We start from the raw sequence: 13,541 nt of genomic DNA, 5'->3' as shown, positions 1-13,541 counted from the left end.
CCCCCGAGACCACCGGAGGCTGCCCGGTCCGGCACGGCGGTACGGACACGCTCACACGGCTCTACGGCGACGAGGCGTCCAACGACCCGCACGCCATCTACCGGCGGCTGCGCGAGAAGCACGGCCCGGTGGCCCCCGTCTTACTCGAAGGGGACGTGCCGGCCTGGCTGGTCCTCGGGTACCGGGAGAACCGGCGGGTCCTGGAGAACCCCCGGCAGTTCGCCCGTGACTCGCGGATCTGGCGGGACTGGAAGGAGGGGCGCATCGAGGAGTCCTCCCCGCTCGTCCCGATGCTGGCGTGGCGCCCCGACTGCGTCTCCCAGGACGGCGAGCCGCACCGGCGGCTGCGCGCGGCGGTCACCGACAACCTTCAGGCCGCGGCGGGCCGGGGCATCCGGCGGCACATCACGCACTTCGCGAACAAGCAGATCGACGTGTTCGCGGCGGCGGGCGACGCCGACCTGGTGGGCCAGTACGCCGAGTACCTGCCGATGCTCGTCCTCACCCGGCTCTTCGGCCTGGCCGAGGGCGAGGGGCGCCAGCTCGCCGTGTCCTGCGCCCAGGTGATCAAGGGCGGCGAGGACGCGGTCGCGCACAACGACCGCATCATGAAGATCCTCGGCGAACTCGCGGAACGCAAGCGCGCGGAGCCGGGGTCGGACTTCACGACGGGGCTGCTCAGTCATCACGCCGACCTGGACGAGGAGGAGATCCTCAGCCATCTGCGGCTCGTCCTGATCACCGCGCACACCACCACCAGCAATCTGCTCGCCCGGGTGCTCCAGCTGGTGCTCACGCACCCCTCCCACATGGCGGGTCTGGTCAGCGGACAGCTGAACATCTCCGCGGTCGTGGAGGAGGTCATGTGGAACACCCCGCCGCTGGCCGTGTGCCCGGGGCGGTTCGCCACGGCCGACCTGGAGCTCGGCGGTCAGCAGGTGAAGGCGGGCGACCTGCTCGTCCTGGGCCTCGCCGCCGGCAACGTCGACCCGGAGATCCGCCCTGACGCCACGGCGGACCTGCACGGCAACAAGGCGCACCTCGCGTTCAGCGGCGGCGCGCACGAGTGCCCCGGGCAGGGCATCGGCCAGGCCATCATCGAGACGGCCGTCGACGTGCTGCTGCACCGGCTGCACGGGCTGCGCCTGGCCGTCGCGGCCGGCGACCTCACCTCCACGGCCTCCACCTGGGAGACCCGACTCGACCGCCTGCCGGTCGAGTTCACGCCCCAGGCGATCTGAGACCGCGGGGCCGCCCGAGGCCCGCGGTGGCCTGAGACCCCGTCGAACAGGCGGTGGGACACACCCGTCGGCCGGACCGCTCACCCGCGGTCCGGCCGACGCGGCATGCGCGCGGTGCGGTGCCCCCGCGTCCGGGGGGCACCGTGGATCAGACGGCCGTCAGCAGGTCGTCCAGCGAGCCGCGCCCCTGCTCCTCGGCCACGGCGGCCGGGCTGTTCTTGAGGGCGGAGTAGCGGCCCGTGACCAGGCCCCACTCGTAGTTGCCGTTGATCCAGTGCCGGATGGCCTCCACGCCCATCCACACCCGGGCGCGCTCGTCGTCGCCGAGGCCCAGCTCCGCGCACATCGCGGGCACCTCGGACTCCAGGCGGACGTAGTCGCGCAGCCGCTCCTCCGTCATCCGTACGGCCTCGTCGGCGGCGTCCTGCCAGTCGTACCCGCGGTCGTGGTGCAGGACGGCGATGAGGTTGTGCCCGTCGCCCCGGCGCTTCTCGCGTTCGAAGGAGTGGATGTCGTTCATGAAGCCGATGGTGTCCGCCGCCGCGTCGCGCAGCGCCAGCATCAGCGGATGCGCCTGCGCCTGCACCGGGACCTCGAAGCGACGGCTGCGCTCGCCCGCGTCGATGCTGTGGTGGATGCCGACGGTGCGCCGCCGGAACGCCGTGTAGGCGTCGAGGCCGAGCCGGTCGCCGCGGGCCGCCAGGTCGACCTCCTCGGAGTGCGCGACCAGGAACCGCCCCCAGGACGCGGCGAAGCGCGTCCGCCAGGCCTGGGACATCCCGTCGGCCAGTTGCTCCCACACCTGCGTCCACGCCACCGTGATGGGGCACACGACGCGGGGCGTACTGCCCGCCGGGCGCAGGGGAGTGGCGACCAGCTCACGCGCGACGTCGGCCACCCGGTCGGCCCGGTCGGGCCGCGCGGCGTCGAACTGGTCGTCGAAGAGGAAGGCCAGCGAGAACCAGTTCATGAGGACGACCATGTCCTCGGCGGAGGCGTGCGGGTACGTGCGTATCGCGGCCTGCGGCAGGTCCCAGCTCTGATACTCCTCGAAACCGCCCTGACTGCGCACGAGCCCCATCTCGCGCACCCATCGCAGGTGTTGCTCCCTGGCGTACTCGAGGTGCTCGCTGACGGGGGTGGTGAAGGGGATCTCGAACCGTACGTCCTGGGGCATGGCCGCTCCTTGTGAGAGCGCACGGGACCCCCCGACCCGCGCGCGTGCTGTGCACGTTCATTGATCAACTGCACTGCCACGATGCCCTGGCCGTAAACGATCTATGTTGTGATCTTGTTAACTCCCCCGGCGTGCGAGGGAACCGCGCCCGACGGGTATGCCTCAGTGGTGACGCAGCGCGTCGATCAGCTCGGACTTGCTCATCTTGGAGCGGCCCTCGATGCCGATCTTCTTGGCCTCGCCGTAGAGGTCCTCCTTGGAGCGGGTCTCGTACGCGCCCGCCTTGCCGCCCTTGCGGCCGGTGGCCGAGCGCGATCCGCCGGAGTCGTTGGCGATGCGGGCCGCCTTCTCCTTGCTCGCGCCCTCGCGGCGCAGTGCCTGGTAGGTCTTCTCGTCCTTGATCTGTGCCCTGGGCACGACGAATCACCTGGTTCCGGTGGGAGATGCACCTTGCTCTTCCTGGGTACCCCGTGACACGGGTTTCCGCCATGCGGGGCCGGTGGTGCTCAGCCGTCCTCGGAGCGGCGCGCGCGCAGGGTGCGGACCTTGTGGAGGTTGCCGCAGTGCTCCATCGAGCACCAGCGGCGGCGGCCGGGGCGCGAGGTGTCGACGTAGACGAGGGAGCAGTTGTCGGCCGCGCACACGCGGATGCGGTGGGCGTACGGCCCGGTGAGCAGGTCGACGGCGTCGCGGGCGACGGTGGCGAGCAGAGCGGTGCCGTCGGCGTCCGCGGCCCAGTTACGGGTGCCGTCCGCGGCGATGGCGGGCGTCAGGGGAGGGTGCGAGGCGGCGGAGTTGAGGGTGGCGAGGTCGGCCGGATCCGCGCGCTCGTCCTGGGCGCGGGCCGTCGCGACACGGAACAGCGCGTCGCGCAGCTCCCGGGCGGCGGCCACCTCCGCCTCGGACGGCCTCAGCGCGGGCGTCGGCGTCAGTCGCGACCGCTCGGCCCAGGCGATCAGATCCGCCGGCGCGTGCAGCACCTCGTACTGCCGGAACTCGCCGGGCCCGCCCGTCGTGAGCAGTTCCAGGCAGAGCGCGCCGGGGTCGAAGCGGTAGGTGGCCCCGCTGTGGGAGCGCATCCGGATGCCGGGGGTCGACGGGGTGGCCGGCGCTCGCGATTCCATGTAACCAGGTTAAGTGGTTACGGAAGGCGGCTGCGGGAGAGCCCTAGACTCCCCGCATGGACGACACCCTGCTGACGCAGCTCAGCGCCGGAAAGTACCTGCTGGTCAGCAGTTATCGGAAGGACGGCACCCTGGTGCCGAGCCCCGTCTGGGTCGTCAGGGACGGTGACGCGCTCGGCATCTGGACGCCCACGGAGTCCTGGAAGGTCAAGCGGATCCGCAGGCGCGCCGACGTCCTGGTCGGACCGTGCGACGTGCGGGGCAACCCGACGGGCGAGCAGGTGCCCGCCACCGCCGAGATCTGCCCGCCCGAGGTCACCGCGCGCTACCGCACCCTGATCCTGCGCAAGTACCCGGTCGTCGGCTTCTTCACCCTGATGGGCAGCAGGCTCCGGCGCGGCCTGAAGGGCACGGTGGGGATCCGCATCACGCTCACGGGCTGAGGTTCCCTACCCGGTCACGGCCTCCGCCGTCGCCGCTGTCGCGGCCCTTTCGGTCCCCCTGCCCCTCTCCGTCTCCGCGCGGAACGCGATCACCATGTCCCGGGCCTGCGGCAGCCCCATGCGGTCGAAGTCGGCCTCCAGTAACGCCAGTTCGGCGAGCGTCGCCGCCCGGTCGCGCCCGAGCCGGGCCCGGCACTTGGCGAGACCGAGCCGCGACAGGGCGGTGCCGCGCGGCTCGTGCATCGCGGTGAACTCCTCCAGCGCGACGGCGTACGTGTCGCGGGCCGCCGCGTAACGCCCCGCCCGGTACAGGACGTTGCCCCGCATCTTGTGGTTGTAGGCGAGCGCGCTCGCCAGGTCCATCTCCCGGCACACGCCCTCCGCCTCGGAGAGCAGCGCGAGCGCGCGGTCGGGCTCGCCCCGCAGGGACAGCACGTCGGCCACGCCCCGCAGCGACCACGCGCGCCCGCGCGCGTCGTCCGCCTCGGCGGAGATCCGCACGGACTCCTCGAACAGATCGAGCGCCTTGGCGTGGTCGCCACGGTTGCGGTGCATCTGCGCTATGCCGGTCATCGCCCAGACCATGTGCCGGGCCTCGCCGTGCGCCCGCCCCTGCGCGAGCAGCTCCTCGTGGAGCTCGGCGACGGCCGCGTAGTCGCCCTGGATGCGGCCCGTCTCGGCGAGGCCCGCGAGCGCGTAGCCGTGCGCGAGCCGGTCGCCGCTGCCCGCGGCCAGGTCCACGGAGTGGGCGAGCAGTCGCCGGGCGAGCGGCAGCGCCCCGCACTGCCGGGCCAGGGTGCCGCCGCTCCACAGCGCCCAGGCCATCGCGCCGGTGTCCCCGGCGAGCCGGGCACTGCGGTAGCTCTGCCGCCAGGCGGCCCCCGCGTCCTCGATCCGGCCGAGCCGCCGGCAGGCCTCGGCGAACGCGAGCGCGGCGCGCGCCCGCTCGGCCGGGCCGCCCGCCCGCGAGAGCGCGCGGCCCGCTCTCGCGAGGACCTCCTCGTAGGAGGAGTTCACGGTCAGCTCCGCGCCCAGCTCGCCCTGGTACTCCGGGGCGAATGCCTTGCCGTACATGGATCCGAGGCCTCTCGATCGATCATGAATCTGACGTGATCAAGAAGCTACGAGCCGGGGGCGGTACGGCGAATCCGTCCCGTTACGGGTCATCGCGTACGACTTGAGTGCTACGGCCGGGCCGGAGGTCACCCCCTGGACGTACGGGACGGCACGGCGGCCACGGCCCGCACGGCGGGGGAGACGCGGCTCAGGAGCCGTCCCACTCGTTCTCGTCGACGGGGCCCGGCACCTCGGCCGGGGCGGCCTCCTCCTGCTCCTGAGGCACGGCGTGCTCCTGAGGCACGGCCGGCGCCTGCGCCGGAGCCCGGTCCTGTGCCGTCGCCGCCCGCAGCGTCGAGATGCACGCGCCGATCGCCTGCTGGAGGTCTTCGAGGCGCTTGACCATGTCGTCCTCGTAGATGTCGTCGATGTCCTCGACGTCGTCGAAGGTCAGCTCCTCGAAGACCTTCGTCGCCTTCTGCAGGCTGCTGTAGAACTTCGCGCGCCGCTCCTGCACCCGCAGCCCCGGGTCGCTCTGGACGGTCTGGGCGACCATGTCGCGCACGGTGTCGTACGCCTCGCGCGCCCACTCGCCGGACTCCTCGCCGTCGTCCAGCTCGTCGATCAGCGACAGATGGCGCTCGGCCTCCTCGCGCAGCTCCGCCGGAGCGTCGATCATCTGGCCCGCGGGGGTCTTGACCTGGCCCTTCTCCACGATCTGGCGGACGTAGTCGACGCGGTCGCCGGCCTTGGCCTCGGCGGCCACGGCCTTCTTGAGGTCATCGGCGCGCACGATGTCGCGGACCAGCTCGGTGCGCAGCGCCGGGTCCTCCCCGAGGCGGTCCATCAGCGCCTTGCGCGCGGCCTCGGCGGTGCCGGGGTCGGCGAGGATCGCGGCGCGCAGCGCGGTGGGGTTCTCCGCGACCTCCAGGGCCTTGGTGGGGCGGATGCCCTCGGCCTCGGCGGCCTCGGTGATCGCCTCGCCGCGCTGGGTGAGGGCACTGGAGCGCGAGGTGTAGTACGACAACCACACGTCGGCGTCGGGCAGTTCGACGTCCATGCCGGGGGAGAGCGCCTCGAAGTGCGGCACCATCCCGTCGTCGGCCGCCTTGTCCCACGCCTTGTAGTAGCGCATGACGCGGTCGGCCGAGCAGCCCGCCAGCTCGGCGAACTCCTTGGCCGAGACCTTCGGCGTCTCGCCGGCGCTCTGCCCGCCCGGGCGCACGCTCCGGGCGACCTTCAGACCGAAGGCCCAGCCGCCGGTGCGGGCGTAGGCCCCGAAGTCACGGGCGTCCTCGGCCACCAGGGCCGCCGCGTCCACGTCCGGGGCCGCGGTGGCGTCCGGCGCGACGGCGGGCGCGTCCTGGGATTCGGTGACATCCTCGGACGGGGCGATGGCTACGGTCACGGATGATCTCCTGGGTGTCACAGGGGTACGACGGTTGACGCGATACTTTATCGCTCCTATTGGGATGTTTTGTGCGCGAGTTGATGCGCACGTCGCCCGGCCGTGACCCGAACGCCGGGGAGGAGCGGACCGGACGCTTCCTGCCGCACCCCGTCGTACCGGGCAGATCGCTCGCATAGGCTGCGTGGATGAGCATTCTGGATGACGCCCGACCGGGCATGAACCCCGAGATCCGACCCCAGGACGACCTCTTCGGACACGTCAACGGCCACTGGCTCGACACCGAGCCCATTCCCGAGGACCGCTCCAGCTGGGGCCCCTTCGTACAGCTGGCCGACACCGCCGAGCAACAGGTCAAAACGATCATCCAGGAGCTGGCGTCGAAGGCCTCGGCGGAGGCGGACGCGGCCTCCGACGAGACCCGGAAGATCGCCGCCCTGTACGCCGCCTTCATGGACGAGGACGCCATCGCCGCGCGCGGGCTCGCCCCGGCCAGGCCGCTGCTGGACGAGGTCGCGGCGCTGCGGGACACCAAGGAGCTCGCGGCCTTCCTCGGCCGCTTCGAGCGCGTCGGCGGCTCCGGCCTCTTCGGTTCGTACGTCGACTCCGACGACCGCGACTCCGACCGCTACCTCTTCAACATCGGCCAGGGCGGCCTCGGCCTGCCCGACGAGTCGTACTACCGCGACGAGAAGTTCGCCGAGATCCGCGAGAAGTACGTCGGCTACCTCACCGAGCTGCTCACCCTCGGCGAGCACGCCGACCCGGCGGGCGCCGCGCGGACCGTGCTCGACCTGGAGACCAAGCTCGCCGCGGGCCACTGGGAGCGGGCCGAGACCCGGGACGTACTGAAGACGTACAACCTCACCACCCTGGACGAACTGACCTCGCTGGCGCCCGAGTTCGACTGGCGCGGCTACGCCGCCGCGCTCGGCGGCTCGGACGCCACGATCACGGAGACCTGCGTCCGCCAGCCGTCCTACCTCGCGCACCTGTCCACGGTCCTCGCCGAGGTGCCGATCGAGCAGTGGCGGGACTGGACGCTGACGCGCGTGCTGCGCGCCTGCGCCCCGTACCTGTCCGACGAGTTCGTCCGGAACAACTTCGAGTTCTACGGCCGCACCCTGAACGGCACCCCGGAGCTGCGCGCCCGCTGGAAGCGCGCCGTCGCCCACGTCGAGGGCGCCATGGGCGAGGCCGTCGGCAAGGAGTACGTCGCGCGGCACTTCCCGCCGTCGTCCAAGGCGATGATGGACGAGCTCGTCGCCAACCTCCTGGAGGCCTACCGCCAGTCGATCGCGCGGCTCGACTGGATGACCGACGAGACGAAGGAGCGGGCCTACGAGAAGCTCGCCACCTTCCGCCCCAAGATCGGCTACCCGGACACCTTCCGCGACTACTCCGCGCTGGAGGTCTCCGCCGACGACCTGCTCGGCAACGCGCAGGCCGCGGCCGCGTTCGAGACCGACCGGGAGCTGCGCAAGATCGGCGCGCCGGTCGACCGCGACGAGTGGTTCATGCTCCCGCAGACCGTGAACGCGTACTACAACCCGGGCACCAACGAGATCTGCTTCCCCGCGGGCATCCTGCAGAAGCCGTTCTTCTCGCCCGACGCCGACCCCGCCGAGAACTACGGCGGCATCGGCGCGGTCATCGGCCACGAGATCGGCCACGGCTTCGACGACCAGGGCGCGCAGTACGACGGCGCGGGCAACCTCAACGACTGGTGGACCGCCGCCGACAAATCCGCGTTCGAAGCGAAGTCGAAGGCCCTGGTCAAGCAGTACGACGCCTTCTCGCCGCGCAACCTGCCCGGCGAGTTCGTCAACGGCTCGCTGACCGTCGGCGAGAACATCGGCGACCTGGGCGGCCTGACCATCGGGCACACGGCCTACCTCATCGCGCTCGACGGCGCGCCGATGCCCGAGCGCGACGGCGCGACGGGCTCGCAGCGGCTCTTCATGAACTGGGCGTACTGCTGGCGGACCAAGCGCCGCAAGGAGCAGGAGCAGCAGTACCTCACCATCGACCCGCACTCGCCGCCGGAGTTCCGGGCCAACATCGTCCGCAACCTCGACGAGTTCCACGAGGCGTTCGGCACGGCGGAGGGCGACGGCCTGTGGCTGGACCGGGCGGAGCGCGTCCGGATCTGGTGAGTCCCGGGCCCCGGGGGTGCGTCGGACACCCCCGGGCTCAGGCCAGGAACGCCGCGGTGGTCGCCGCGAAGCGCTCGGGGTCGTCGAGCCAGGGGAAGTGCGCGGCACCGCTCTGCACGACGAGTTCGGCGTGCGGGAAGAGCGCGGCGAGTTCGGCCACGGCGGACGGCGGCGAGTTGAGGTCGACCTCGCCGGCGAGCAGCAGCACCGGGGCGCGGAACCGGGCGAGCGCGGCGCGGAGCGCGTCCGGGTCGTAGGCGCCCTCGGAGCCGTAGACGGCCGCGGCCTCGTCGTTGCGCTGCTCGTCCTCGGCCGCGTGATGGGCCTGGGCCCGCGCGTCCCAACGGCCGTACGCGAAGGGCGCCATGGCCTGCCAGGACTCGGCCGTGCCACGGCCCGCCACGACCGCCTCCAGGGCGGCGAACGCGGCGGGGAAGAACGGCTCGCCCTCGCGCAGCAGCGCCGTCTCGCGCCGGACCGTCCCGGGGACGGCGATGCCCGCGGCCGCGAGGCTCGGTGTGATCAGCGCGAGCCTGCGGACGCGCTCCGGATGACGGGCCGCGTACAGCAGCGCGAGATTCGTGCCGCCGGAGTGCGCGAGCAGGTCCATCGCGTCGAGGCCCAGGTGCTCGCGCAGGGCCTCCACGTCGTCCACGAGACGGTCGCAGCGATACGAGGCGGTGTCCGCCGGCACCGCGGACTCCCCGGTGCCCCGGAGGTCCGCCGTCACCAACGGCCGGTGCGCGGCGAGACCGCCGAGATCACCGAGGTAGACGGAGGCCTGCATGGGCCCGCCGGGCAGGCACACCACGGGCGGGGCGCCCTTCGATCCCCCGATCACGTGGTGGGCGAGCTCGGTTCCGTCGTACGCGGAGAAGGTAGGCATGGCGTGACCTTGTCAGGGCCGTCCCGCCACGGCAACCGGGTTCTCCGGGCCCCGGCCGCCGGTCAGCCGAGCCAGCTGCCGTCCCGCATCAGATCGCGGCCCCGCAGCTCGTTCGCCTCGCGCCAGGCCTGCACGCGGCGCGGCCGGATCAGGAAGTACTGGTACGGCTCGTCGAGCTCGCGCGGGTCGAACCCGGTCTTCTGAGCGAACGCGTCACCCGCCTTGGGGCCGAGGCCGGCGAGGTCCACCGGCTCGGCGACCCCGTCGACGACGACCACGTCACGGGTCGGCCCGAGACTGAGCCGTACCCGGGCGTCCGCCAGGAGGTTGCGGCCGGTCACCGAGGCGCGCGGCGTCGCGACGAGGAACGCGGTCCCGTCCCAGAGGAACGACAGGGGGATGAGGTGCGCCCCGCCCGGGGAGCCCGACGTGGCGACCCAGAGGTCGACGTCGTTCTCCAGCCGGGCGCGGGTGTCCCGCAGCCTCTCCTCGTGTCCGCGCGGGGGCGCGCTCGTCATACTTCCTCCCGCGTCTTCGTGGGGAGCCACGCGAATCCGTCCGGGTCGGTGAAGGGCTCGGTGCCGCCGCCGATGGTGAGGCGGTGCGATCCGGTTCCTTCGATGGAGACGCCGGCGTCCTTGGCCAGGGCGCGGCGCCGGTAGAGGCCGAGCTTCAGGGGGCCGGTGCCGGTGGCGAAGTCGACGTACACGCGGCCGAAGCTCTTGGCCAGGGCGAGGCCCTGGTCGACGTAGAACCGCTTGCTGGCGGCCACGTCCTCGACGCCGAGCAGCAGGACGACGGCATCGATCGCGCGGGTGTCGGGGCCGGTGTTCTTCTTCGCCGAGGTCGCCACCTTCCAGATCGCCCCGTCCGGGGCCTGCACCACACCGCCGTATCCCCACAGGGACTTGGCGACGGGCTTCAGCGAGGTGGCGCCGGCGTCGAGGGCGGTGCCGACGAGGCTGTCGACGGTGGCCGGCTGGGACACCGTGAGCGACAGCGTGAACCCGCGGAAGCCGGTGGTGGGCGCCTCGGAGGCCCGCAGACGCAGCAGCGTGTCGTCCAGGCCGAAGGCGGCGGAGTAGAAGTTCCGGGCGGCCGTCGTGTCGGCCACGTCGAGGGTGAGGGAGTCGATGAATGTCATGGCCATCACGCTAGTTGTGGGTGGGTGAGCAGTGCTTCTTCATTCGTGACCGGTCCCGTGAGGCCCTGGGCGGCACGGCGGTACGCGGCGGGCGGCACGCCGACCAGCTCGGTGAAGCGGGCGCGGAACGTGCCCGGCGTCGACCAGCCGACCAGGGCGCAGACCTCGGCGTCCGCGAGGTCCGCACGGCGCAGCAGCGCGGTCGCGTGCTCGATGCGGCGCGCCGTCAGATACCCGTACGGCGACGTGCCGTACGCCAGCCGGAACTGCCGGCTGAGGCGTCCCGCCGGGACGTCCGAGGCGCGGGCGAGCGCCTCGACGTCCAGCGGCAGCGCGTACTCCCGGTCGATCCGGTCGCGGACCCGGCGCAGCCGGGCGAAGTCGCTCAGGCGCTGCGCGGCGGTACGGGCCCGCGCCCACGCGGGGTGGCACATGGGAACTCCCCCTCCTCGCCTCTCGGCGAACGTGTCGGCTTGCTCAGCCCTGGTCGCGCAGTTCCTGAATGCGGATCAGATTGCCCGCGGGGTCGCGGAAGGCGCAGTCGCGTACGCCGTACGGCTGATCGGTCGGCTCCTGGACGACCTCGACGTCGCCCGCCTGGACCTTCGCGAAGGTGTCGTCGAGGTCGGGGGTGGCCAGCAGGATCCAGCCGTAGGTGCCCTTGGCCATCATCTCGGTGATGGTGCGGCGCTCGGCCTCGGTGATGCCGGGGTCGGCGGCCGGGGGCGCCAGGAGGATGGACGTGCCGGGCTGGCCGACGGGGCCGACCGTGATCCAGCGCATGGTGCCCTGGCCGACGTCGCTACGGACCTCGAAGCCGAGGGCGTCGCGGTAGAAGGCCACCGAGGCGTCCGGGTCGACGTGCGGAAGGGCGGTGGTGTGAATGGTGATGTCCATGTCGATGAGGCTAGCCGCGGCCTGCTGACCGGCGCTTCTCGAATCCTGATCGATGCGGCGGATGCCGTGTGCCGGGACGGGGCCCGCCCGTCGGGGCGGGCCGCTCAGCCGGTGAGCGTCGACTCCCGCACGGCCACGGCGGGCGGGACCGTCTCCTGCCGGATGTACCACTCGGTGCCGAGCACCCGTTCCTGGACGTGCCGCGGGAGCCCGGCGACGAGAGCGGGGACGGCGCCCCGCTCCACCTCGCTGCGATGCGCCAGCACGGCGGCGACCTTCGTTTCCAGCCAAGGGGTGACGTCGACGGCGGCGGTGACCTCCTCGTCGGGCGTGCTGTGCACCGCCTTGCGCGCGCCGATGACGTCGGCGAGCGCCGTGACCGCCGAGTGCGGATGCGTCGCCAGATGGAGGGCGCGCGGCTGCCAGGGTTCCCCGGTGCCGGGGTAGAGCCCGTCGAGTCCGGCCGCCCGGGTGGCGAGCACGGTCACGCGGTGGGTGTGCACATGGTCGGGGTGCCCGGTGAGTCCCCCGTACGCGTCGTGGGTGAGGACGATCCGCGGGCGGAACTCCCTGATGTGGGCCACCAGTCGACGCACCGCCTCGTCGAGCGGCGCGTCGCACAGCCGTGCCTCGCCGGGCGCCGACTCCGGCACGCGCGCGTCCGCGAAGCCGAGGAGGCGGGGCCTGCCGGCGCCGAGGAGGCGCAGTGCCTCGGCGAGTTCGGCGGCGCGGTGGGTGCCCTCGGCCCAGGTCGCCGTGACGACGGCTGTGCGGGCGCCCGCGGCCGCGTGCCGGGCGAGCACACCGCCGGCCGACAGGGACTCGTCGTCGGGGTGGGCGAAGACCGCGAGGACGCTGGGCTCGGCGGGCACGGACGCGGTTTCCTCCGCCATGGATACGGCTCCCTCCGTACGCGGTGCGACAGACGGGTCCAGTGTGCGGGGTGCGGCGCCGTACCGGGAGACGACGGCGCCGCCGCGCGGACCGGGACGTCCACGCGGCGGCGCCGGGCGGGGGCAACTGTCAGGCGCGGCCGGTGAGGTAGCCGCCCATCGAGCGGAAGTAGTCGGTCGCCGCCAGCTCCTGGCCGTCCTCGGTGCGCACGCGCGTGATGGCGAGGCCGTGGTTGCGGCCGGTGCGCGCGTCGGCGCCCGCGACGATCACCACGCCCTCGCCCTCGCGGTAGAAGATGCGGCCGGGGGTACCGCCGTAGCGCCCCTCGGAGACGACCGCGGTCACGACCTCCAGACGCCTGCCCTTGTGGAAGGTGAACGCGCTCGGGTACGGCGCGGACTGGGCCCGCACCAGCCGCTCCAGGTCCTCGGCGGGCCAGGTCCAGTCGATCCGGATGTCCTCCTCGGCGCGCTTGTGGAAGAAGCTCGCCTGCGAGCGGTCCTGCTGGGTGAACTCGGTCTCCCCGGCGGCGATGCGGCCGAGCGCCTCGGTCGTCACGGGGGCGATGAGGTCGACGGTCTTGTGGAAGAGGTCCGTGGTCGTGTCCTTCGGACCGACCGGCACGGCGCGCTGCATCACGATGTCGCCGGCGTCGAGCGTGTCGTCCATCATGTGCGCGGTGACGCCCACTTCGGGCTCGCCGTTGATCAGGGCCCAGATCAGCGGGGAGAACCCGGCGTACTTGGGCAGCAGCGAGTCGTGGACGTTCAGCGTGCCGTGACGGGGGAGCCCGAAGATGCGCGGCGGGATCCACGTACGCCAGTTGTTCGCCACGATGATGTCCGGGTCCGCCTCCTTGAGCCGCTGGAACAGCTCCTCGTCGTCGGGGCGGTTGCGGATGAGGACGGGAACGCCGTGTTCCTCGGCGAGATCGGCGACCGAGTCGCTCCAGATCTTCTCGTAGGCGTGCTCGCTCTTGGGGTGGGTCACGACCATCACCACGTCGTGCTCGGAGTCCAGGAGCGCTTGGAGGGTGCGGTGGCCCCAGGTCTGATATCCGAACATGACGACCCGCATGGGGTTCCTCCTCTGAAGAGCGACTGACCGGCGTCAAG

15 protein-coding genes are annotated in these 13,541 nt (G+C 72.4%); 3 read left to right on the top strand and 12 right to left on the bottom strand.

The genetic code is table 11. The annotated features are described in order from the left end of the window. Positions 1-1,241 (top strand): cytochrome P450 (locus AOK22_RS23070; protein ID WP_055700613.1); only part of this gene is annotated, 1,241 nt, incomplete at its 5' end. Positions 1,242-1,389: 148 nt separating this feature from the next. Here AOK22_RS23070 and AOK22_RS23065 read toward each other — a convergent pair. From AOK22_RS23065 to AOK22_RS23055, 3 genes are all read right to left on the bottom strand, one after another. After that, positions 1,390-2,418 (bottom strand): 7-epi-alpha-eudesmol synthase, encoded by a 1,029-nt coding sequence (locus AOK22_RS23065; RefSeq protein ID WP_055700612.1) that lies wholly within the window; start codon positions 2,416-2,418, stop codon positions 1,390-1,392. Positions 2,419-2,580: 162 nt separating this feature from the next. Next, positions 2,581-2,835, bottom strand: a complete 255-nt coding sequence (locus AOK22_RS23060) for a DUF7218 family protein (RefSeq protein WP_055700611.1) — start codon at positions 2,833-2,835, stop codon at positions 2,581-2,583. 89 nt (positions 2,836-2,924) lie between these two features. Further along, positions 2,925-3,542: a CGNR zinc finger domain-containing protein gene (locus AOK22_RS23055; protein ID WP_055700610.1), complete on the bottom strand. Its 618-nt coding sequence runs from the start codon at positions 3,540-3,542 to the stop codon at positions 2,925-2,927. Positions 3,543-3,598: 56 nt separating this feature from the next. Here AOK22_RS23055 and AOK22_RS23050 point away from each other — a divergent pair, with 56 nt between their 5' ends. Then, on the top strand, positions 3,599-3,985 hold the full coding sequence (locus AOK22_RS23050; protein ID WP_055700609.1) for a PPOX class F420-dependent oxidoreductase: 387 nt from the start codon (positions 3,599-3,601) through the stop codon (positions 3,983-3,985). A gap of 6 nt (positions 3,986-3,991) precedes the next feature. Here AOK22_RS23050 and AOK22_RS23045 read toward each other — a convergent pair whose 3' ends face one another. Further along, positions 3,992-5,059 carry a tetratricopeptide repeat protein gene (locus AOK22_RS23045; protein WP_055700608.1) on the bottom strand — a complete coding sequence of 356 codons (1,068 nt, stop codon included), beginning with the start codon at positions 5,057-5,059 and terminating at the stop codon, positions 3,992-3,994. A 190-nt stretch (positions 5,060-5,249) separates the two neighbouring features. Next, entirely contained in the window at positions 5,250-6,449 is a 1,200-nt protein-coding gene (locus AOK22_RS23040; protein WP_425264051.1) for a hypothetical protein, read from the bottom strand. A 188-nt stretch (positions 6,450-6,637) separates the two neighbouring features. Here AOK22_RS23040 and AOK22_RS23035 point away from each other — a divergent pair, with 188 nt between their 5' ends. Next, entirely contained in the window at positions 6,638-8,605 is a 1,968-nt protein-coding gene (locus AOK22_RS23035) for a M13 family metallopeptidase (protein ID WP_055700607.1), read from the top strand. 37 nt (positions 8,606-8,642) lie between these two features. Here AOK22_RS23035 and AOK22_RS23030 read toward each other — a convergent pair whose 3' ends face one another. The 7 genes from AOK22_RS23030 to AOK22_RS23000 form a co-directional block, all read right to left on the bottom strand. Continuing rightward, entirely contained in the window at positions 8,643-9,491 is an 849-nt protein-coding gene (locus tag AOK22_RS23030) for an alpha/beta fold hydrolase (RefSeq protein ID WP_055700606.1), read from the bottom strand. 62 nt (positions 9,492-9,553) lie between these two features. Beyond that, entirely contained in the window at positions 9,554-10,009 is a 456-nt protein-coding gene (locus tag AOK22_RS23025; RefSeq protein WP_055700605.1) for a pyridoxamine 5'-phosphate oxidase family protein, read from the bottom strand. Beyond that, complete coding sequence (locus AOK22_RS23020) at positions 10,006-10,635, bottom strand: VOC family protein (RefSeq protein WP_055700615.1); 630 nt, start codon at positions 10,633-10,635, stop codon at positions 10,006-10,008. Before AOK22_RS23020 ends, AOK22_RS23025 begins: the two co-directional genes overlap by 4 nt. Before the next feature lie 5 nt (positions 10,636-10,640). Beyond that, positions 10,641-11,069, bottom strand: a complete 429-nt coding sequence (locus AOK22_RS23015; RefSeq protein ID WP_055700604.1) for a helix-turn-helix transcriptional regulator — start codon at positions 11,067-11,069, stop codon at positions 10,641-10,643. A 43-nt stretch (positions 11,070-11,112) separates the two neighbouring features. Next, complete coding sequence (locus AOK22_RS23010) at positions 11,113-11,532, bottom strand: VOC family protein (RefSeq protein WP_055700603.1); 420 nt, start codon at positions 11,530-11,532, stop codon at positions 11,113-11,115. 104 nt (positions 11,533-11,636) lie between these two features. After that, complete coding sequence (locus AOK22_RS23005) at positions 11,637-12,425, bottom strand: PIG-L deacetylase family protein (protein WP_079036757.1); 789 nt, start codon at positions 12,423-12,425, stop codon at positions 11,637-11,639. A 130-nt stretch (positions 12,426-12,555) separates the two neighbouring features. Next, on the bottom strand, positions 12,556-13,503 hold the full coding sequence (locus AOK22_RS23000; protein ID WP_055700602.1) for a methionyl-tRNA formyltransferase: 948 nt from the start codon (positions 13,501-13,503) through the stop codon (positions 12,556-12,558). Positions 13,504-13,541: the final 38 nt, after the last annotated feature.

The sequence above is a fragment of the Streptomyces silaceus genome (genome assembly GCF_001419745.1).
Taxonomy (GTDB): Bacteria; Actinomycetota; Actinomycetes; order Streptomycetales; family Streptomycetaceae; genus Streptomyces; species Streptomyces silaceus.
This window is presented reverse-complemented; position numbering and strand designations above follow the sequence as displayed.